The organism is Paenibacillus ginsengihumi DSM 21568 (genome assembly GCF_000380965.1).
Classification (GTDB): Bacteria; Bacillota; Bacilli; order Paenibacillales; family NBRC-103111; genus Paenibacillus_G; species Paenibacillus_G ginsengihumi.
On the sequence record NZ_KB905569.1, the window covers coordinates 16,806 to 37,310 of the forward strand.

A 20,505-nucleotide genomic window follows, 5' to 3' on the forward strand; every position below is an offset into this window, starting at 1 on the left:
AAAACTACCGCTAAAACGCGGTCGCTCATCCTTGAAAGGACGTCGATAGACGTTTTTCTTATCCATTCGGACAACACCTCCTCCTTTAGCACTGCTACATCTTATGTCGCGCTGCCGAGCCCGCGTGGTTCGTTGGCGGAGCGTTCAGCGGATACTCGCGCAAAAATGAGTCTTTTCAAACAACAACTTATCTGATAACCTGATAAGTAATGACGGATTCAATTATGATGATGAAGGATGATATCGATGCGCGTGTCTTTATTTGTCACTTGTCTTGCCGACATGATGTATCCCGATGTGGCTGAAAGCGTTGTCCGGCTGCTTCACCGCTACGGGTGCGAGGTCGATTTTCCCGAGCTGCAGACGTGCTGCGGCCAGCCGGCCTTCAACAGCGGCTATCAGGACGAGGCCCGCGAGGTGGCCCGCAACCTGATTCGCGCTTTCGAGCACAGCGATTACGTCGTATCGCCGTCCGGCTCCTGTACCGGAATGGTTCACCATTATTATCCGCAGCTGTTCGCGAACGAGCCGGAGTGGAAGGCGAAGGCGGAGGCGTTTATAGAGAAGACGTATGAATTTACCCAGTTTCTCGTGCGGGTGCTCGGCGTGGAGGATGTCGGGGCTTTTTTTCCGGAAAAAGTCACCTATCATCCGTCCTGTCATGCCTCCCGGCTGCTGGGCATCAAGGAAGAGCCGCAAGTGCTGCTCAGCAACGTGAAGGGGCTCGAGTTCGTCGATCTGCCGCACAAGGAGGATTGCTGCGGCTTCGGCGGCACGTTCGCCGTGAAGATGGCGGATATGTCGGAGGCGATGGTATGCGAGAAGGTAGCCAACGTATGCGCGACGAACGCGTCGGTGCTCGTCGGCACCGATATGGGCTGTCTGATGAACATTGACGGCCGATTGAACAAAGAGAACAAGCCGATGCGCGTCATGCATATTGCACAGCTGCTGGAGGAAGGGGTGAAGCGCGGTGAGCGGACAGGCGATTGATGAGAAGCAGCTGATCGGAACGGGGCTGAAAAAGCGTACGGAAGAAGCGCTGGCCAATGATTTCCTGCGCAAGGCCGTCGCCTTTACGACGGATAAGCTGCGCACGGGAAAACGGCAGGCGATGGACGATTTCGGCCATTGGGAGGAATGGCGGGAGAGGGCCCGGGCCATCCGCAAGCATGTGGTCGAGAATCTGGATTATTATTTGACGCAGTTCTCCGACAACGTCGCCAAGACGGGCGGACATGTCTACTTCTGCCAAAGCGGCGAAGAAGCGGTGCGGACGTTCCTGGACATTGCCGAGAAGCGGCGGGCGAAGCTCGTGGCGAAGGGCAAGTCGATGGTGTCCGAGGAGATTCATTTGAACCACCGCCTGGAGGAGAAGGGGATCGAGGCGATCGAGACGGATCTTGGCGAATACATTTTGCAATTGGCCAAGGAAACGCCGTCTCATCTGATCATTCCCGCCATTCATAAGAACAAGCAGCAGATCGCCGATATTTTCTCCGCGGAGTCGGGCGAATCGTTCGCGCCGGAGACGAAGGTGCTTGCCGGCTACGCCCGCCAGCGGCTGCGGAATTATTTTCTGGAGGCGGACATCGGGCTGACCGGCTGCAATTTCGCCGTCGCCGAGTCGGGCTCGATCACGCTCGTCTCCAACGAAGGCAACGGCCGGATGGTGAGCACGCTGCCGAAGTGCCATGTCGTCGTCATGGGCATGGAGCGGCTCGTCCCGTCCTACGACGATCTCGAGGTCGTGCTGAACATGCTGGCGCGCAGCGCGACAGGGCAGAAGCTGACGACCTATACGTCGATGATTACGGGGCCGCGCCGCGAGGGCGAGCTGGACGGGCCGGAGGAGCTGCATGTCATCGTGCTCGACAACGGCCGGTCGGCGCAGCTCGGCGACCCGGTATTCCAGGAGGTGCTGCACTGCATTCGCTGCGCGGCTTGTCTCAATGTCTGCCCGGTATACCGCCACGTCGGCGGCCATACGTACGGCAGCGTATACAGCGGCCCGATCGGCGCCGTGCTGACGCCTTTGCTGCAGCAGGACATGAAGGAAGCGGGACAGCTCGCCTACGCCTCGAGCCTGTGCGGCGCCTGCTACGAGGCGTGCCCGGTGAAAATTCCGCTGCATGACATGCTTGTGCAGCTGCGGGCGCGCAAGGTGAAGCTCGGGCTGACGCCGCTGGCGGAACGGGTGGCGTTCAAGACGTATCAGACCGCCTTCGGCAACGTCACGCTGTACCGCATGGCGGCCAAATCGGTTTATTATTTGCAAAAGCCGCTCATTCGCAAAGGCTATATCAAGCAGGGGATCGGGCCGCTCGCCGGCTGGACGCAGTCGCGCTTTTTGCCGATGAAGCCGAAGAAGAGCTTCCGCGAACGGTGGGAGGAGCTTCAGCGCGAGCTGAAGGCGCAGGGCCGACCGGGATCGGGCGCATCTGCTCAAGGAGGTGACCGGGCATGAGTCAAGGAACGATTCGCGGCCGCGAGGCGTTCATCGCCAACCTCTCGTCAAGGCTCGGCCGCCAAGGGCCGCCAGCGGAAGCGCCGCGGCACCCTTATCGCGGAGTGCCCGATTTTTATAAGGAGATCGAACGGACGACGGAAGAGAAGATCGAATGGTTCGTGAACAGCTGGGAAGCGTTGACCGGCAAGACGCTGATCGTCGACGAGGCCGAGGCTCCGGCGCGGGTCGCGGAATGGCTCGTGGAGATAGCGAAGGAGCTTGGCGTGAAGAACGTCTCCCGCTGGGAGCATGAAGGGCTCAAGGCGCTCGGCCTGGACGCGGCGCTGCAAGCTGCCGGCATCGGCGTCGTGCCGTGGGTGCCGGTGGAAGAGGAGGGCGGCGCTAACGCCGGCTCCGCCGCCGGGGAAGCGGCCGCCTCGCAGGAAGCCGACAGCTCGAACTGGGCGAAGCGCAGCGAGCTGCTGAAGCGGACCGAGCGCTGCGAGCTCGGCATCGTCTGGCCGGATTACGCCGTGGCCAATACCGGCACGCTCGTGCTGCAGTGCTCCCCGCAGCGGGGGCGTTCCGTCAGCCTGCTGACGTCGATCCTGTTCGCCGTGTTCCGCGCGGATCAGCTGGTGAACCGGATGGGCGAGGCATTCGCTGCCATCACGGCGGGCAAGCGGCATCCGCTGGACTATGCGTCGTCGCTGAACCTGATTACCGGCCCGAGCCGCAGCGCCGATATCGAGAACGATCTTACGATCGGCATTCACGGTCCGGGCAAGGTGTATGCGGTGATTATCAAGTAAACGAGCTTAAGGCGTGGCAGAAAAGAACGATCGGTGCTCCGGTCGTTCTTTTTTCATATGTTGGAAATTTTATGACCTGCGGCTCGTTTCTGGAATCGCTGCCAAGGCGGAGTGCTTGCGTTACGTTCTCTGCAAATGATCGTCTTTCAGCAAACGATCGTCGCTGGCATTCGCAATCGGCGGAACCGGGCTGCCGGGAATGGATTGCGCGTTTTGCTGCCTCTCGTTGCAAGTCTCTTGTTTTGCTAGCCGCGGGCTCACGTTTGGCCGGGCAGACCTTAAGTTAACGATAGCCACAGTGCTTATTTCCCTCGAAACGCTCGATTGGAAATTGTAACGCAAGTGAGCAGCCTTATTCGGCATTTTGGGGTACCGATTCAGCGTTTTTGACAAAATAGCGTTACCTAGTTGCGTTACATTTTAAAAAGGCAGCGTTTCAGCAAAATAGCGTTTGTCACTTGCGTTAGAGATGAGAGTGCGGCTCACAGCTCGCTTGCAGCCCTCGGTTAATGGCAATCGGTAGCCTGACGAATCTTGCCGGGTGAACGCCGTTCTCTTGCCGGGTGAGCACCGTCCTCTTGCCGGGTGAACGCCGTCTTCTTGCCGGGTGAGCACCGTCCTCTTGCTGGGTGAACGCCGTTTTCTTGCCGGGTGAGCAATGTCCCGCTCCCCGGGCGTTGCGGCAAATGTTGCATTTTTTACAACAAGTACAAGGGGGTGAGCCGCATCTGCAGGTCAATCATGTATAAAATGCAACATTTCAGGCATATTTCCTCGATTTGAAGCCGATTGATCCCAAATTATTGCACGAAATACAACAATGCTCTCTCCTTTCGGGGAAAGGTGGGGAAAATATTGTATTTTCTGCAGGATTCATCTCCATCGTCGGCTGAGCACGGTGAAACTGAGGAGGCCGCGGCCTTCCGGTCACATCCGGCCTTGCCGAGCGGCTCTGCCTAGCTCCGCAGCCAAGCCGTCCAGCTGTCCAGCCTTGCCGCGAGCGGCTCTGCCTAGCTCCGCAGCCAAGCCGTCCAGCTGTCCAGCCTTGCCGCGAGCGGCGGTTCGCGTTTGGCCCTCGCCTCTCCGCTTGTCCGCTGGGCTCCCCTGGAAATTTCATGGTTGACACCTTCGAAAAGCGGGTGCTACTATAAAAATGTCGAAATAAAAAACCAAGGTTTTATATACTAAACCATTGGAGGGCGCATGGAGAAGAAATACTGGGTTCCGGCGTTGGAGAAAGCGAACGACGTGCTGCAAGCGATCGCCGAATCGCCTTCTGCGCTGAAGCTGATTGATCTGTCCAAGCGTCTCGGCATTAACAAGAGCTCCATGTTCTCTTTGCTGGCCACGATGGAAACGCTCCATTGGGTGACGAAGGAATCGGACGGCACGTATTCTCTCGGGTCGCGGATCGGCTCCTTTGGAAACGCTTTTTTCAAGCAGTTTTCCTTGATCGAACGGTTCCACAAGGAAGCGTCGGTGACGAAGCACGCCATTCAGGAGACGATTCAGCTTGCCAAGCTGGAGGGCGGCGAAGTGCTGTATCTCGCCAAGGAAGAGATGCCGTCTCCGGTCCGCCTGGCGACCGAGCCGGGCAAGAAGCTGCCGGCCTACGCTACCGCGCTGGGCAAAGCGATGCTCGCCTGGCTCGATGACGAGGCTTTCGCCGCCGCGCTCCCCGACGAAGAGCTGGGGCCGGCGCTGACTGCCCATACGGTAAGAAGCCGGCGCGAGCTGCAGGCGCAGCTGGCTGAAGTGCGCGAGCGCGGGGTCGCGTTCGACCTGCAGGAGGCCGTTATGGGCTTTTGCTGCGTGGCCGCCCCGGTTCGCGATGCCGGGGGACGAGTTGTCGCCGCGATCAGCTGCTCGATGTTCCAGCATGAATGGGAGGCCAAGAAAAGGCAGGCGCAGGAGGCGATCTGCGGTTTGGCGAAGCGGCTGTCCCAAGAGACGGATATCGCTTGATGCCAGGGACGATTTCGTTCGGACACTAACGACGATGAAGGAAGTGGATGGAATGAGATTGAAGGACAAAGTTATTCTGATCACGGGCTCCGGCTCCGGGATCGGCAAAGCGACCGCGCTGTTGTTCGCCAAGGAAGGGGCGGCGGTGGTCGTCAACGATCTGATCGAGGAGAAAGGGCAGGAGACAGTCCGGGAAATCCGCGAGTCCGGCGGTCAGGCTGTGTTCGTTCAGGCCGACGTGACCGACTCTGCCTCGGTCAAGGCGATGACGGAGACGGTGATCGGCCAGTTCGGCCGCGTCGACGTCCTGTTCAACAATGCCGGCGTCAGCGGCGTCGGCGCGATCCACGAGGTCGATGAGGACGCCTGGGACCGCGTCATTCGCATCAATATTCGCGGCGTTTTTCTGCCATCCAAGCACATTCTGCCTTATATGATGGAGCGCAAGCAGGGCACGATCATCAATATGTCGTCGTGCATCGCCGAGATCGGCCTGGCCCGCCGCGCGTCGTATTCCGCGACCAAAGGCGCGGTGCTCGCGCTGACCAAATCGATGCAGGTCGATTACGCGCCTTACAACATTCGCGTGAACGCGCTGCTGCCGGGGACGATCCTGACGCCGTTCGTGGAAAATTATTTGCGCACGTCGTACGACGATCCCGAGCAGGCGATTCAATCGATCAAATCCCGCCAACTGAGCGGCGAGCTCGGCCGTCCGGAGGATGTGGCCAAGGCCGCATTGTTCCTGGCGTCGGACGAGTCCAATTTTATGATGGGTTCACCGCTGTACGTCGACGGGGGCGTCGTGTTCGGCAAAAACGCCTGATCTTTAGGCAAAGTCCTATTCGGTTTGATGCAGATGAGCTGAATCAGCCGGCAAGCCGCAGGACCGGGCGGTTACCGCCGAGAAGCTGGCCGCGAGGCGCCGCTAATGCTGGAGGTTTTCAACGACGCACCGGAGGCTGGCAGACGGCTCAAGCGAGACTTAACTGAACCGCGCACATAAAGGAAAAACGAAAGGGGACAGCATTTCTATGAAACTGCTTACGATCATCGAGAACGGCGCATACGAGCTCGGCGTCAAAACCGACCGCGGGGTGCTGCACGTGCGCAAAGCGCTGCAGGCGACCGGGGCGAGCGGGGTGCCGCAGACGGTGCATGAAGTCATTGAGGGAGGCCAGGCGGCATTGTCAGCGCTGCAATCGTTCGCCGAGCAGGCGCTGTCCGCAGCCGGCAGCGACGCCTATGTGCTGGATGAAGCAGGCATTACCTACGGACCGTGCGTTACGCATCCGAACAAAATCATCTGCGTCGGCCTCAACTACCGCAAGCACGCGGAAGAAACGAATGCGCCGATTCCGCAATACCCGATCCTGTTCAACAAATTCAACAACACGCTGACGGGCAACGGCCACGACGTTCCGCTTCCGGTCAAGGTGTCGAGCAAGGTCGACTATGAAGCGGAACTGGTTATCGTCATCGGGAAGAAGGCGAAATACGTGTCCAAGGAGCAGGCGCTGGATCACGTATTCGGCTACTGCTGCGTCAACGATCTGTCCGCGCGCGATCTGCAGATGCGCACGCAGCAGTGGCTGCTCGGCAAATCGTGCGACGGCTTCAGCCCGCTTGGCCCTTATCTGGTGAGCGCTGACGAGGTGGGCGATCCGAACAATCTGGAAATTCGCTGCATCGTCAATGGCGAGGTGCGCCAAAACTCCAATACATCGGATATGATCTTCCACTGCGATGAAATCGTAAGCTACATTTCCCAGCACATGACGCTTGAGCCGGGAGACATTATTTTGACCGGCACCCCGGAGGGAGTCGTGCTCGGACTGCCGGAAGAGAAGCAGGTATATCTCAAGGACGGCGACGTCGTCACGATCGAGATCGAGAAGCTCGGCTCTCTGACGAACCGCATGGTGAACGAGCGGGTCTAAGCCTGACGCTGGATTCAACACGAGGAGGAACAACCTTATGGCGGCACATATTACCTCCGGCGCGGATGCGCTCGTCATGGACGCGCGCGATCACGTTGCGACGGCGATCAAAGATTTGCAGGCAGGCGACCGCATCACTTACCGCCTGCAGGATCAGGTGCTCGAGCTGACGCTCGCCGACGCCATTCCGTTCGGCCACAAGGTGGCGATCGGCCGCATCCCGGCAGGCACCGAGGTCCGCAAATACGGCGAAATCATCGGCCGGGCGACCGTCGATATCGCGGCCGGCCAGCACGTTCATGTGCATAACGTGGAAGGCATACGCGGCCGGGGCGACCAGGCGAGAGCGTAACGAACAGGAGGCAACGACATGACGGCTCATATGATGGGATACCGGAGGCCGAACGGCGACGTCGGCATACGCAATCATCTGTTGATTATTCCTACGGTTATTTGCGCCAATCAGGTGTGCAGCCGCATCGAGCAAATGGTGCCGAACACCGTGGCGATCCCGCACCAGCACGGCTGCAGCCAGATCGGCGCGGACAAGGACCGCACATTCGAGGTGCTCGCGGGCACCGGCCGCAACCCGAACGTCGGCGGCGTCATCATTATCAGCCTCGGCTGCGAGGTCGTCGACCCGCATGCGCTGGCGGAGGCGATTCGCCCGACCGGCAAGCTGATCGAGGTGTTCGACATTCAATCCGTCGGCGGGTCGGTCAAAGCGATTCAGCACGGCGCCGAGCTCGCCAGGAAAATGCGGGCACAGCTCGATGCGATGCAGCCGGAGCCGGTGCCGTTCAGCGAGCTGATCATCGGCGTCAAATGTGGCGGCTCCGACGCCACCAGCGGCCTGGCGTCCAACCCGGCGCTTGGCGCGGCGGCCGACACGCTGATCCGCCAGGGAGGCGGTGTCGTCATCGGCGAGACGACCGAAATTATCGGTGCGGAACATGTGCTCGCTTCGCGCTGCTCGACGCAGGAAACGGCCGACAAGCTGTATCACATCGTCGACCGCTTCGAGAAGGAAGTGGAGCGGATGGGCGCGGACATGCGCGGGGGCAATCCGAGCCCCGGCAACATCGCCGGCGGCCTCACGACGATCGAGGAGAAATCGCTCGGCTGTATCAGCAAATGCGGCACCGCGCCGATTGAAGGCGTCATCGAGTACGCGGAGCGCATCCCGAAGCACGGCTTGTACTTTATGGACTCGCCGGGCAACGATATCGAATGCGTATCAGGCATGGCTGCGGGCGGCGCCCATCTCGTATGCTTCACGACCGGCCGCGGCACTCCGACAGGCTCGGCTGTCGTGCCGGTCATCAAGATTACCGGCAACAAGCGGATGTTCGAGCGAATGAGCGACAACATGGACGTCGATGTCAGCGATATGCTCGAAGGCACGCTGAGCCTCGAGGAGGCCGGCAGCGTCATTTGGCAAGAAATCGCTGAAGTGGCAGGCGGCAAGCTGACCAAAGCGGAAATATTGGGGCATACGGAATTCAGCATCAACCGGATTGGACCGAGCTTATAACAGCTGTCCGGCAATGGGGCAGGAAGCGCCGCATTCCGCCTGGCAGGCGGGCGCGCTGGATAGCCTAGTGCGATTTTGCGGGAACGCCCTTTGACCGGGAATTTGGGGAATCGGCGGCTTCCGCTCCATTGAAGCGAACCAAGAGGAGGAAACAAGCTATGGCAAGATTGGCCAATCGCATCGCGCTGGTCACCGGGGCCAGCCGCGGCATCGGAGAAGCGATAGCGATCCGCCTGGCGGAGGAAGGCGCGCATGTCGCCATCAACTATACGTCGGACCGCTCGCGGCCGCTGGCGGAGAACGTCAAGGCGCAGGTCGAGGCGCACGGCGTCAAGGCGATCGTCGTGCAGGCCGACGTCGGCAACAAGCGGCAGGTAGAGGCCATGTTCCAGGAAGTAAACGACAAGCTGGGGCCGGTCGAAATTCTCGTGAACAATGCCGGCATCGCGCCGTTCGAGCCGTTCCTGAAGGTAACGGAAGAGACGTGGGACCGCACGTACAACACCAACGTCAAATCGATCTTCCTGTGCTCCCAGCTGGCCGCCAAATCGATGATCGAGAAGCGGTACGGCAAAATCATCAATGTGCTGTCGACGGCGAGTCTCGTCGTGACGAGCCCGGTCATTCCGCATTATCAGTCGTCCAAAGCGGCGGCGAATATGCTGACCAAAGGCATGGCGATCGAGCTCGGCAAGTACAACATCAACGTCAATGCCGTCGGGCCGAGCACCGTCGATACGGATATGTGCACGGACTATTTGGCCGATCCCGAAATCCGTGCGAAGGAAATCGAGGCGAACCCGATGAAGCGGCTCGGCACCGCCCGGCAAATCGGCGACGCCGTCGTATTCCTTGCTTCCGAAGAAGCGATGCAGATCAACGGACATCTGCTGATGGTGGACGGAGGCCTCACGGTCAAGGCGGCTCAGCCGGACGATCATATGGAGCATTAAACCGTTAGAACAAGGGAGGGCGAGTCCGATGCGAATTAGACGCATGCTGGACCTGTCGCAGGATTTGTATCATAACTGCCCGGGAACCCCCGATTTCGATCCGCCGAAGCTGGATTATTTGGCCATCGGGCCGCGCGACGGCTGGAAGCTGGAACGCCTGACCTTCACGCTGCATTCCGGCACGCACATGGACGCTCCGTCGCACAGGAACGAATTCCGCACCAATCTGGACGAAATCCCCGTCGAACGGTTTCAGGGCAAGGCGCTGTACATTCCGCTGGCCCCGGCCAAGCAGGCCGGAGAGCCGATCACGCCGGACGATTTGGCGCCCTATGCGGACCGGATGGACGGCGAGACGATCGTGCTGCTCTATACCGGGTGGGGGGAAAAGCGGGCCTGGACGACAGAATGGATTGATCAGTCGCCGTTCGTGAACAACGAAGCGGCCCGCTTCCTGGTGCGGCAAGGCGTGCGGGGCGTTGCCATCGACCACTTCAGCGTCGGCGGCACGGGCGACGAGAACGAGGAGACGCACCGCATTCTGCTCGGCGCGGACATCTGGATCGCCGAAGGGCTGCAGCTGGACTGTCCCGAGCTGGCAGAGGGAGACTGGCATCTGTTCGCACTGCCGATCAAGGTGCGCGAGTCGAGCGGCGCTCCCGCCCGCATCGTCGCCGTACAGTACGATTAACGGCCCGCCAGGGCGTCTTGCGCCGCCAAGTCGGGACACCGACCGGCCCACTCGTGCCGTCCCGACAGGCAAGAGGCTCCGATGAAGAAGACGCGCCGTATACGCTGCTTTTTCATCGGAGCCATTTTTCAAATGTGCCAAAGAGAGCAGGGGGCGTATTGGAGGAGCAGCGCGCTCAACCGCAAGGCAGCCGATATGCCAAAGAGAACAGGATGCGTACGCTGGCCTTCGGGCGATTGCCCGGGGGGCAGTCCGCGTCTGCTTGCGGTCTGCTGCTGTAGCTGCTTGACGATCGCCTCTGGTAGTCGGCGCTTTGGCGCCCGGAGCGATGAGAAGGCCACTTACTGTCCCGCCTCCAGCTCCTGAATCTTCTTGTTCGTCAGCTCGGCCGCCTCGCGCAGCGCCGTGTTGATGTCTTTGGCGCCGGACTCCACGTTTTTGAACGCGTTGTTGAGCTGCCCTGTCGCTGCGGAATCGTATTTGTGCGTCGGAACTTTAGGGGCCGGTTCGGATTTGAAGATCGCCTGAATGTTTTTGCCCTTGAAAATTTCGACGTCCTCGCCGAACTGCTTCTTCAGCTCTTCGTCGTCGAGTGCCGGCAGCAGCCCGTTGCGGACGAAATGCCGCTGCGGCTCCTCCGTCAGCAAATAAGCGATGACCTGGAAAGCGGCTTCCTTGTTTTTGCTGGAGCTGGTCACGTGCAGATTGTGGGAATCGACGCTCATTGCTACATTCGGCTTTTCTTGAAAGCTCGGCATTTGCGCCATATCCCACTCGAACGATTCCCCTTGCCGGATGAGGTCGTTGATCCAGGTCGGGACGTCGGCGTACATCGGCCACATCGCCAGCGTCCGCTCCTTGAGGAAAGCGTCCTTCGGGGCGCTGCGGACCTCGTTCCCCGGAATTTTGTACAGATTGTACATCGTCTCGTATACTTTCTTGAACATATCCGTCTCCAAGGCCGCCCGGTTCGTCGCCGGATCGATGTACGGCAGCGACAGCTGCCCGGCCAGGCCGGTCACCGAATGATCGAGTCCGCGGTAAGCGACGCCGCCTTCGCTGCGCGTGAGCGGCTTCGACAGCTCGATCGCTTCCTCCCAGGTCATGCCGTCCTTCGGGTAAGGAACGGCGAATTTATCGAACAGATCTTTGTTGTAATACAGCACGGAAAAGTTAACCCACAGCGGCAGGCCGTACAATTCCCCGTTTTCGCCCCACGGCTTGATCGCTTCCAGCGCCGGTTGATGAAGCTTGCTAAGATCCACGTTATATTTTTTGATCAGATCGGTCATGTCATAGAGCAGTCCTAAATTTTTGTAGGAGGACAGCCGGGGAGTGCTGTTGTACAAAATATCGGGAAAGGCGTCCGCTGCCACCAGTTCGTCCGGGTTGCTGCCCTTCTGCTTGCGAACGATGTCCAGCTTGACGCCGGGGAATTTTTTCTGCACCGGCTCGACGATAAATTTGGTGACCCATTCGTCGGACAGGCTGATGTCCATATAAATGCTGAGATTCGCCGTCAGGTTAGGATCGAAGCTGCCAGGAGCGGCAGGCGTCGGGGAAACGCTATCATTATTTGGAACGCCTCCTTTGGAGCAGCCGGATAGCACCGTGAGCAGGCAGAGGGCGGACGCCGCGGTCCGCATGATTGTTCGTTTCGTCATCGCGATGTACCTCCAATTTTGATAGATTCATTCAGTCATAGGCGTCTATCTTGAAAATTTAGCGGAGATCAGCCGATAAAATTTTCAACAACCGCAGGTGACGACCGATGACAAAGGATTCCTATGTCATAGGCGTCTAAAGGCGCAGCTTGATGGGAGCGGCGGGCTCCGGTATCATGAAAGGACAAAAGCCTGCCGCATTTGCACCCCAAGTCCCAAGCGAGGAGTGAGCAACGGTGAAAATCCCGTTATACCGCTTCAGAGTGGATTATTTGACCCGTTATTCCGATTTCAATCCCTTGCTGCTGTTCGCCCAAAAGTACGAATTCGGGCCCGACGAGCAGGCCCCGCTGCGCGTCTGCTACGCCAACGCGATCGTGCTGGTCGAAGAAGGACGGGGCACGCTTCTGCTCAAGGGACAAGAGGTGGCGCTGCAGCCTGGCTCGCTCGTCTTCATTGCCGCGGGTGCGGCGCATCAATGGATCTCTTCGCCGGAAGATCCGATGGTGCACCGGTGCGCGTATTTCGATTGGAAGTATGTCAGCAGGCCGGCGTTTCAGTACCAGCGCAATTATTTTCACGGCGTCGATACCCCGTTTCGCACGGAATGGGCCAGTACGCTGCCAGGCCTGAAGCTGCAGGAGGCGCTGAAGGTCAGCAATATTCCCCTGTGGGTGTCTTACTTCAACGCCTTCACGCAGCCGCCGGAGGTGCTCGGATCGCGCAGCCCGCTGGAATCGCTGCAGTATAACGGCGCTTTTCAGACATTCCTGCACCATTACTTGTCATTTGCGGTGAACAATGACGCGCTGTACGATCCCCGTATCGCCAAAATACTGGAGATGATCGACGGCTCGCCGCTGGAGGAATCCGAAGCCAATCTATACCGCTGGGCAAAGGAATTGAATATCGGCCGCAGCCGGTTTCATCAGCTGTTCAAGCGGGAAACCGGACTTACGCCGCACGAATATTTGCAAAGGCTGAGGATATACCGGGCGGCCGAGGATTTGTGCTCCTCCCGGCTCAGCGTCACCGAAATCGCACAAAAGTACAATTATTCCTCGATTCACTATTTCTCCAAGGCATTTCGCCACATGATGGGCTTATCGCCGTCCGAATACCGGCTCCGGCATCGCTAGCACGCCGTTTGCAGCGGCGGCGACGGAGCGGCCGTACCCCTTGGCGTTAACGGCGGGTAACGGCTGCGGTTGCCGCTGTCGCTGCCTTCGCCTGCTTGCCGGCCTCCAGCGTGACGATATAGGTTGCGGAGGCCCCTGGCGCCAGGGTGACGCCTTCCGCTGCACCGGACCATACCAAGTCGCGGAATTGTTCCGGCAACGAGACGGTCACCTGCGTATCCCTCTCGGCCGTAATGACTGCCTCGAAGCAGCCGGCGTCCAAATCCCAGCGGCAGTCGACCGAACCGGTGCAGAAGCGCAGCCCTTCGAACTGTCCCTGCCTCCAGCGCTTCGGCAGCGCGGGCAGCAGCTTCACCTTGCCCGGCGACGCGTACAGCAGCATTTCCTGCACGGCGTTCGTCCAACCGAGCGCCGCGTCAAGCTGGACCGGCGCTTCCGGCATGTTCATACAGACGCCCATTTGCCGCCAGTCGTTATGGACCGTAAAGAAATTGTTCAGCAAGCAGGAGCGGGACAGAACGTCCAGGCATTCGAGCGCGTCGTCGCCGCTGCCGAGTCTGGCGTAAATGGCGGACATGTGGGCGAGCGACCAGCCGGTCTGCGCCCCGATCAGCCGTTTTCGCACCGCGGTCTCGAACGCTTGGAACAGCTCCGGATTTTCCTCTCTCGTCAGCTCCTTGCCGGGGAAAATCGGGTAAATGTGCGACAGATGCCGATGATCGTAGCGGTCGTCGAAGTCCGGATGCATCCATTCGCGAACGGCGCCGTCCTCGTTCACCTGATACGGCGGGATGCGCTCCAGCATGCGCCGCCATTTGGGGATCTCGTCCTCGTACCGCTGCGCCGCCGCGCTGCCCTCGATCAGCCGGGTCAGCAGCTCTTTCAGGATCGCGAAATCCATCGTCGCGTTGATCGCAGTAGGCATCGGATGCGCGAGCGGCTTGCCGTCCTCCGGCATGAAATTTTGCGGCGTATTCTCCGGCGATACCGACGGGTACATCATCAGCCGTCCGTCCGCATCCTCGACCAGAAAATCCTCGTAAAATAGCGCCGCTTCCCTCATAAAAGGCAGCACGTTATCGCGCAAAAAAGACGTATCCCCGGTATACAAATAGTATTCGTAGTAGTGGGAAGCGAGCCATCCGGCCGCGCCGGTCCAGTTCATGATAACCGGGACGATCTGGTTCGGGTAGCCGATGCCCGGCGTCGTTCCCGCGGGAATGTACACCCCTCGGCAGCCGTACAGCTTGCGGGCACATGCTCTGAAATCGTCCATCATGCTGTCATAATAGCGGATGAGCGAAGGCATCAGCTCGATCAAGCCGCCGGCCGGCGCATGCCAATACATCATTTGAATGTTTTCGTTGGCCATGTGATGGCCCCAGGTCAGCCGGTAATCGCCCGCCCACAAGCCGTACAAGCCGAAAGGCTGGCCTTCGGGGCAGGTGCCGGAGATGAACAAATACCGGCCGTAAGCCCACATCTTCTGCACGAGCTCGTCGGGCGCTTCTCCGCCATACGCTTCCAGCAGCAGCTCTTCGTTGGCGCGGGAGCCGTCATGGCTCCCGATGCGGACGGAAGCGGAGCGGAACAGCGGGCGGTGAAGCCGGACATGCTCGGCCAGCAGGGCGTCGTATGCCGGCATGACCGAGGCCAGCTCCGCTTGGAGCCGCGGCCATGCCTTGGCGCGGTCGTCCTTGACGAACGTTTTGACGAGAGCGAGGACGCCGCCGGCTCCCGCGAACCGGATGCCTTCCGCGTGCTCTGTCAGCTCCCCTCCTTCAGGAACGACGCGCAGCACCGCGCCGAAATCCGTTCCGTCATCGTTCGTCGCAGCATAATAGAAGTATCCGTCCTCGCTGCGAACTTCGACCGACTCTGCCAGCTCCTTCAGTTGCTCCGCCAGATGCGGCTTGCCGGACTTGTGCATCGCCAGGGCGATGTCTCCCCGCAGGCTTCCGTTTTGAACCGCGAGCCGGTAAACGATCATGTCATGGGCCCGGGAAACGAAAAGGGTTCTTTCATAGGAGGCCTGCCCTTCTTTCCAAGCGACGGACACTTCGCCGGTGTCCATATCGACGCTTCGCCGGTAGTCCCGGAACGCCCGCTCGCAGGGCATCGACAGCTTCAAGGCGCCGAGCGGCAGCCGCGACGCCAGACGCGTGTCGTAGCCCCGCTCCTTCAAGGTATTCGTCAAATGCCAGCTAGCTTCCAAATGCTTGCCTTCCGCCATCAGCCTGCGCGTTTCCGCTAGCGTATGGCTAACGTCCGGGAGTTCGCTTTTGCGCCCCCAGCGCCACAATTCCGCATGATTAATGACAACGGTTTCATCTTTCGCCGCGCCGTAGACAGCCGCTCCGATTTTGCCGTTGCCCGACGGCAGCGCCTCACGCCACAGCGCCCCCCACCAGGAGGCTGGCGTTTTCAGTATGATTTGGTTCTCTTTCTCCTTCCGAATCATGTGCAGATCCCCCCATTCCGATCGCTGTCCTTCTTGGATGAAAGCTGGCTTCGAAGCTCTTTTTATCATAGCGTTCGTTCGCCGGGGATGTCTTTGACATAATCGATGCGCGTTTGTCTTTTTTTCCAATGGGGTCGGGTCGGAAAATAAAATGCCAAAAAGAATCGATTATTAGTATTGTGTATCGCTTACGCCCGAACAATTGGCGGATATGACGAAGGGTGAGGTCACAGGAGTAAAATAAACAGCAATCGTTAAAGGTCCGCAAAAAGCCCCGCTCTGCCTTTTGACGGCATAGCGGGGCTTTGATGCACGCCGCGGCGACGGACGTTGTCGGACTTGATTGTCCGCGGCGAACAGCTTATTGCTCAAACAGCTTTTTCAAATTTTCGGTATACGGGGCGCGCACGACGCCCTTCTCTGTAATGATCGCGGTGACATATTCGTTCGGCGTGACGTCGAAGGCGGGATTGAACACCTTGATCCCCTTGGGGGCGGTTCGTTTGCCGAAACCTTCGGTAATTTCGTCCTCGTGGCGCTCCTCGATCGGAATATCGGCCCCGGTCTGCGTATTCAGGTCGATCGTGGACATCGGGCAGGCGACATAGAACGGGATGCCGTGCGCCTTGGCCAGCACTGCCACGCTGTAGGTGCCGATTTTGTTGGCGACGTCGCCGTTCGCCGCCACCCGGTCGGTGCCGACGATGACGGCTTGCACCCATCCCTTGGCCATCACGTAGCCGGCCATGTTGTCGCAGATGAGCGTCACGTCTACGCCGGCCTGCTGCAGCTCGAACGCCGTCAGCCGCGCTCCCTGCAGCACCGGGCGGGTCTCGTCGGCGAACACCTTCAGGCTCATGCCGCGCTCCCGGGCCAAATACATCGGCGCCAGCGCCGTGCCGTAGCGCGCGGTGGCGAGCCCGCCGGCGTTGCAGTGGGTGAGCACGCCCATGCCGTCCTCGAACAGCTCCAGCGCATGCTCGCCGATCAGTCGGCACGTCTCCTCGTCCTCCTGCTGGATCAGCTTGGCTTCCTCCAGCAGTGCCTGCTTCGCCGCATCCAGCGTAGCCGCGGCATCCCGGGCGAGCGCTTCGGCCCGCGCTTTCATCCGGTCCAGCGCCCAGAACAGGTTGACGGCCGTCGGACGGGACGTCGCCAAGTAATCGCACTGGCGCACGACCTGCTCAAGCAGCCGGCCAAGTCCGCCCTCCGTATGCCGGACGCCCAAATAGACGCCGAACGCTGCAGCGATGCCGATCGCCGGGGCGCCGCGCACGGCGAGCTGCTTGATCGCGTCCCATACCTGTTCGGAGGTCGTCAGCTCCAAATAGACGATTTGCTCAGGCAGCAGACGCTGGTCGAGCAGATCGAGCCGATCCTCGAGCGAATTCCAGCGGACGGACTGCAGCCAGTCCGCCGTTTCTCCGCTGCGATGTTGTGTCGATTGATCGAATGCATTCATCAGTAGGATAATCTCCTTTTATATCGTATCTTCGGGGCGGGAACGCCGCCGTTAAGCCAGCCTGGCCTAAGCCGCCGCGTCGCGTCGCAAAGGGCCGCCTCGCCGCTGTTTTCGGGCCCTAGCGAACCGCCTTCTGCGCAATTTCCAGCATCTCTTCGATCGTTTCGGCTTTGCGGTGGTGCTTAATGAGCGTCGTGCCGATCGTCAGGGCAATGCGCTGCGCGCGCTCGCGGGCGGCGTCATCGGCGATCTTGTCGATATCCGCGACATGCGACAGGCCGTGAATGCGGCGGACTGTTTTGCAGCCGGTGTAGCCGAAGGTGTCCTGCAGCAGCCGCTTCATATAAATATCCTGGAACCCTGCGGTTGCGGAGATACGATCGACGCCGTGACGGTTCCACAGCTCGAGGAATTCCCGCTCGAAGCTTGTCCACACGTCGCGGATCGTGCCGAGCAAATATTGCCGGTAATCGTCCCGCGAGGCGGCATCCGGACTCCAGCCTTCCTGGGCGGCGAAATTGAGCATCAGATTGGCGAAGACGGCGCCGACATCGAAGCCCATAGGTCCGTAGTAAGCGAATTCCGGATCGATCACCTTGGTCGAGTCCGCTTTGACGAAAATGCTGCCGGTATGCAAATCGCCGTGCAGCAGCGCTTGCGCGTGCGTCAGGAACCCGTGTCTCAGCAGGGCTACTTCCCGATGCAGCTCCGTATCCCGCCAGATTTCCTCGACGGCATCGCGGATGGCGGGGGAGAAGCTGTTGTTCGGCGAATCCGTATACGGATCGTCGAAGATCAGGTCCTCGGTAATTTTGCACAGATCGGGGTTGATGAATTGCTTGACGCGCTCTTTTTTCTGCTGCTGGTTCATGCCGAGATCGGACGTATAAAACAAGGTTTGCGCCATAAAGCGGGCGATGTGGCCGGCGAACAGCGGATACCGGCTGCGCTCCATCAAGCCTTTGCGCATAATGATATGATCGCTCAAATCTTCCATGGCCGTCAGCGCCAGCGCCGGATCGTAGCCGTACACGCGCGGCACCAGATCGGGGCACAGCTCGCCCTGAATCACGAGCGCCTCGCTCTCGATGCGAGCCCGGTCGAGCGACAGCGGCCACGATTCGCCGACGACCTTGGCATAAGGCAGAGCCTGCTTCAAAATGATGCTTCGGCCCGTAGACGGCTCCGTAATATGAAAGACGAGGTTCAAGTTGCCGTCGCCGATCTCGCGGCATGACAGCTCGCTGTCCGCACGGAACAGATCGGGCAGCTTCCTCGCGTATTCGATCGCTTCGGCTTCCGTTAAGGCATGATATGTGGACATGGACGAATAATTCCCCTTTCGATCATCAATGCCTCTAGTATAAATCAAAAACCGAAAGGTTGGAATATGTATACCCTACTTTATTACTCGGAATAAAGCTTTGCCGTCCCAAAATGCAAAAAACAGCGCAAACAGCGCAAACGGGGGAAGCCCGTTTAAGAGCTTTCCCCCGCCGCGGCAAATGCCGTTAAAACATCCGGCCTCTGCGGTGCTCCACCAAATCGATCGCTCCGAGTACCATGTGCGCCAAACCGAAGCCGATGGCCGCCGTTGCCGCCATCGGATATTTTCCGCGCAAGGCGGCGCCTGTAGCCGTTACCGCCGTTCCCAGCACTGCGGGAATCAGTCCTTCACGCATCACCTGGTTCACTCCTCTTCGCGGTATGGTTGGTTGAAGCCATTAATAATATCGTACAACAGTACGCATTTTATTATGGTAACGAAATGTCAGATGGAGCCAGCCGCTTTTGTTCGGTTGCAAAGCCGCTGTATGAAAACTATAATTCAGGATATATATTCCGGCAGGCTGAATGAACCGGAGGCGAAGGAGCGGATAGCGATCATGGGGAATACAGTCGTCGCGCTAAAGGAATGGGCCGTTGCCGTTCAAGCGTTAACGCTCGGCAAGCAAATTGTCGTGATGCGCAAAGGCGGCATTCGAGAGGAAACGCGGGATTTTCAGGTGGAGAGCGACAGCTTTTATTTGTATCCGACGTACGAGCATCAGAAGGCGGAGCTGGTCAAGCCGGAGTTCGTCTCGCTGCTTGCCGATACGCGGAAGGATTGGAATCCGGGCGATACGGAGACGGTGATTCGCGCTTATGCCCGCCTAGAGGAGGATTTGCTGGTCGATTCCCAGGAGCAGCTGGACAAGCTGAGAGATTGCCATATATGGACCGACCGCTTCGCCGAGGAGAGGCTGAGATGGAAGCGGACGAAGCCGCTGCACGTGATGCTGCTGCGCGTCTATGAGCTGGAGCGGCCTGTCCGGGTGCCGATTTTGTCCGAGTATGTCGGCTGCAAGTCGTGGATCGGTCTGCCAGGCGAGCTGGAGGCGGTGCCGCGGAAGCCGGTGCTCGGGGACGAAGCGTTTCGCGCGGAAGCGGATAGAGTAAGGAGCTTTCTTGGCATTTGTTGATTTATTAATGGATTATGGTAAGATATAATTAGGTTGAAATACATTGAGAATCATTGAGAATCAGTTAGTAATGATTCTTTGATTAGAATATTTTGAAATTTTGGAGGAGTCGAATCATGTCTAACAAGCCGCAGTTTATTATAAACGGTTTGAAAGCGACGGTCGAAGGGAAAGAGATTTTGAAAGGCCTCGATCTGAAGATTCAGGGCGGGGAAGTTCATGCGATCATGGGGCCGAACGGCACCGGGAAATCGACGCTGGCGTCCACTTTGATGGGCCATCCGAAATATGAGGTCACCGAAGGCAGCGTGACACTGAACGGCGAGGACGTGCTGGAGATGGCTACGGACGAAAGAGCGAGAGCCGGTCTGTTCCTGGCCATGCAGTATCCGAGCGAAATTACCGGCGTGACGAACGCCGACTTCCTCCGCAGCGCCATTAACGCCCGCCGTGGCGAAGGCAATGAAATCTCGCTGATCAAGTTCATCCGCCAGATGGAAAGCAAGATGAAGGATCTCGAGATGAATCCCGAGTTCATGCACCGTTACCTGAACGAAGGCTTCTCCGGCGGCGAGAAGAAGCGGAACGAAATTTTGCAGATGATGATGCTGGACCCGAGCATCGTTATTTTGGACGAGATCGACTCCGGTCTCGACATCGACGCGCTGCGCATCGTAGCGGATGGCGTCAACGCCATGAGGTCCGAAGAGCGCGGCTTCCTGATCATCACGCACTATCAGCGGCTGCTAAACTATGTGAAGCCTGATTTTGTCCACGTCATGATGCAGGGCCGCATCGTCAAATCCGGCGGTCCGGAGCTTGCGGAACGCCTGGAGGCCGAAGGCTACGACTGGGTGAAGGAAGAGCTCGGCATCGTCGATGAGACGGTAGGCAACGACGAAGAGGAATTCAAAGTACCGATGAATACGACGGCGCCCAAATTTTAAGACGCCAGGCGAGCGAGAAGGAGGAT

Annotated in this window: 18 protein-coding genes; 13 read left to right on the forward strand and 5 right to left on the reverse strand. The window is 59.1% G+C overall.

Translation table 11 applies throughout. The features are described from left to right. Positions 1 to 246 precede the first annotated feature (246 nt). The 10 genes from F591_RS0112820 to F591_RS0112865 all read left to right on the forward strand — a co-directional run bounded on the left by F591_RS0112820 (position 247) and on the right by F591_RS0112865 (position 10,344). Positions 247 to 993, forward strand: coding sequence for a (Fe-S)-binding protein (locus F591_RS0112820; RefSeq protein ID WP_019535008.1), 747 nt, complete (start codon positions 247 to 249; stop codon positions 991 to 993). Beyond that, entirely contained in the window at positions 974 to 2,467 is a 1,494-nt protein-coding gene (locus tag F591_RS0112825) for a LutB/LldF family L-lactate oxidation iron-sulfur protein (protein ID WP_019535009.1), read from the forward strand. Before F591_RS0112820 ends, F591_RS0112825 begins: the two co-directional genes overlap by 20 nt. Beyond that, positions 2,464 to 3,261 carry a LutC/YkgG family protein gene (locus tag F591_RS0112830; RefSeq protein ID WP_019535010.1) on the forward strand — a complete coding sequence of 266 codons (798 nt, stop codon included), beginning with the start codon at positions 2,464 to 2,466 and terminating at the stop codon, positions 3,259 to 3,261. The genes F591_RS0112825 and F591_RS0112830 overlap by 4 nt, the downstream gene beginning before the upstream one ends. Before the next feature lie 1,203 nt (positions 3,262 to 4,464). Continuing rightward, positions 4,465 to 5,226: an IclR family transcriptional regulator gene (locus F591_RS0112835; protein ID WP_019535011.1), complete on the forward strand. Its 762-nt coding sequence runs from the start codon at positions 4,465 to 4,467 to the stop codon at positions 5,224 to 5,226. Between the two features lie 52 nt (positions 5,227 to 5,278). Further along, positions 5,279 to 6,052, forward strand: a complete 774-nt coding sequence (locus tag F591_RS0112840) for an SDR family NAD(P)-dependent oxidoreductase (protein WP_019535012.1) — start codon at positions 5,279 to 5,281, stop codon at positions 6,050 to 6,052. A 208-nt stretch (positions 6,053 to 6,260) separates the two neighbouring features. Continuing rightward, entirely contained in the window at positions 6,261 to 7,166 is a 906-nt protein-coding gene (locus tag F591_RS0112845; protein WP_019535013.1) for a fumarylacetoacetate hydrolase family protein, read from the forward strand. 37 nt (positions 7,167 to 7,203) lie between these two features. Further along, positions 7,204 to 7,518 carry a UxaA family hydrolase gene (locus F591_RS0112850; protein WP_019535014.1) on the forward strand — a complete coding sequence of 105 codons (315 nt, stop codon included), beginning with the start codon at positions 7,204 to 7,206 and terminating at the stop codon, positions 7,516 to 7,518. A gap of 18 nt (positions 7,519 to 7,536) precedes the next feature. Next, a complete protein-coding gene (locus tag F591_RS0112855) occupies positions 7,537 to 8,700 on the forward strand; it encodes a UxaA family hydrolase (protein WP_019535015.1) in 1,164 nt (387 codons plus the stop codon). Between the two features lie 158 nt (positions 8,701 to 8,858). Next, positions 8,859 to 9,653, forward strand: a complete 795-nt coding sequence (locus tag F591_RS0112860; RefSeq protein ID WP_019535016.1) for an SDR family NAD(P)-dependent oxidoreductase — start codon at positions 8,859 to 8,861, stop codon at positions 9,651 to 9,653. A gap of 28 nt (positions 9,654 to 9,681) precedes the next feature. Next, entirely contained in the window at positions 9,682 to 10,344 is a 663-nt protein-coding gene (locus F591_RS0112865) for a cyclase family protein (RefSeq protein ID WP_019535017.1), read from the forward strand. Between the two features lie 341 nt (positions 10,345 to 10,685). On the opposite strand, the gene F591_RS0112870 is transcribed toward F591_RS0112865, so the two are convergent. Beyond that, the gene (locus F591_RS0112870) at positions 10,686 to 12,008 is read right to left on the reverse strand and encodes an ABC transporter substrate-binding protein (RefSeq protein ID WP_019535018.1); all 1,323 of its coding nucleotides are present in this window, start codon (positions 12,006 to 12,008) and stop codon (positions 10,686 to 10,688) included. A gap of 236 nt (positions 12,009 to 12,244) precedes the next feature. Here F591_RS0112870 and F591_RS29585 point away from each other — a divergent pair, with 236 nt between their 5' ends. Continuing rightward, the gene (locus F591_RS29585) at positions 12,245 to 13,147 is read left to right on the forward strand and encodes an AraC family transcriptional regulator (RefSeq protein ID WP_019535019.1); all 903 of its coding nucleotides are present in this window, start codon (positions 12,245 to 12,247) and stop codon (positions 13,145 to 13,147) included. 46 nt (positions 13,148 to 13,193) lie between these two features. Here F591_RS29585 and F591_RS0112880 read toward each other — a convergent pair whose 3' ends face one another. The 4 genes from F591_RS0112880 to F591_RS0112895 form a co-directional block, all read right to left on the reverse strand. Then, positions 13,194 to 15,608 carry a glycosyl hydrolase family 95 catalytic domain-containing protein gene (locus F591_RS0112880; protein ID WP_019535020.1) on the reverse strand — a complete coding sequence of 805 codons (2,415 nt, stop codon included), beginning with the start codon at positions 15,606 to 15,608 and terminating at the stop codon, positions 13,194 to 13,196. 361 nt (positions 15,609 to 15,969) lie between these two features. After that, complete coding sequence (mtnA, locus tag F591_RS0112885) at positions 15,970 to 17,070, reverse strand: S-methyl-5-thioribose-1-phosphate isomerase (protein WP_019535021.1); 1,101 nt, start codon at positions 17,068 to 17,070, stop codon at positions 15,970 to 15,972. A 118-nt stretch (positions 17,071 to 17,188) separates the two neighbouring features. Further along, a complete protein-coding gene (gene mtnK / locus F591_RS0112890) occupies positions 17,189 to 18,394 on the reverse strand; it encodes an S-methyl-5-thioribose kinase (protein WP_019535022.1) in 1,206 nt (401 codons plus the stop codon). A gap of 187 nt (positions 18,395 to 18,581) precedes the next feature. Then, on the reverse strand, positions 18,582 to 18,752 hold the full coding sequence (locus F591_RS0112895) for a hypothetical protein (protein ID WP_019535023.1): 171 nt from the start codon (positions 18,750 to 18,752) through the stop codon (positions 18,582 to 18,584). A 132-nt stretch (positions 18,753 to 18,884) separates the two neighbouring features. On the opposite strand from F591_RS0112895, the gene F591_RS0112900 reads away from it, so the two are divergent. Continuing rightward, complete coding sequence (locus F591_RS0112900; RefSeq protein WP_019535024.1) at positions 18,885 to 19,532, forward strand: DUF1802 family protein; 648 nt, start codon at positions 18,885 to 18,887, stop codon at positions 19,530 to 19,532. A gap of 116 nt (positions 19,533 to 19,648) precedes the next feature. Continuing rightward, complete coding sequence (gene sufC, locus F591_RS0112905; RefSeq protein ID WP_019535025.1) at positions 19,649 to 20,479, forward strand: Fe-S cluster assembly ATPase SufC; 831 nt, start codon at positions 19,649 to 19,651, stop codon at positions 20,477 to 20,479. Positions 20,480 to 20,505: the final 26 nt, after the last annotated feature.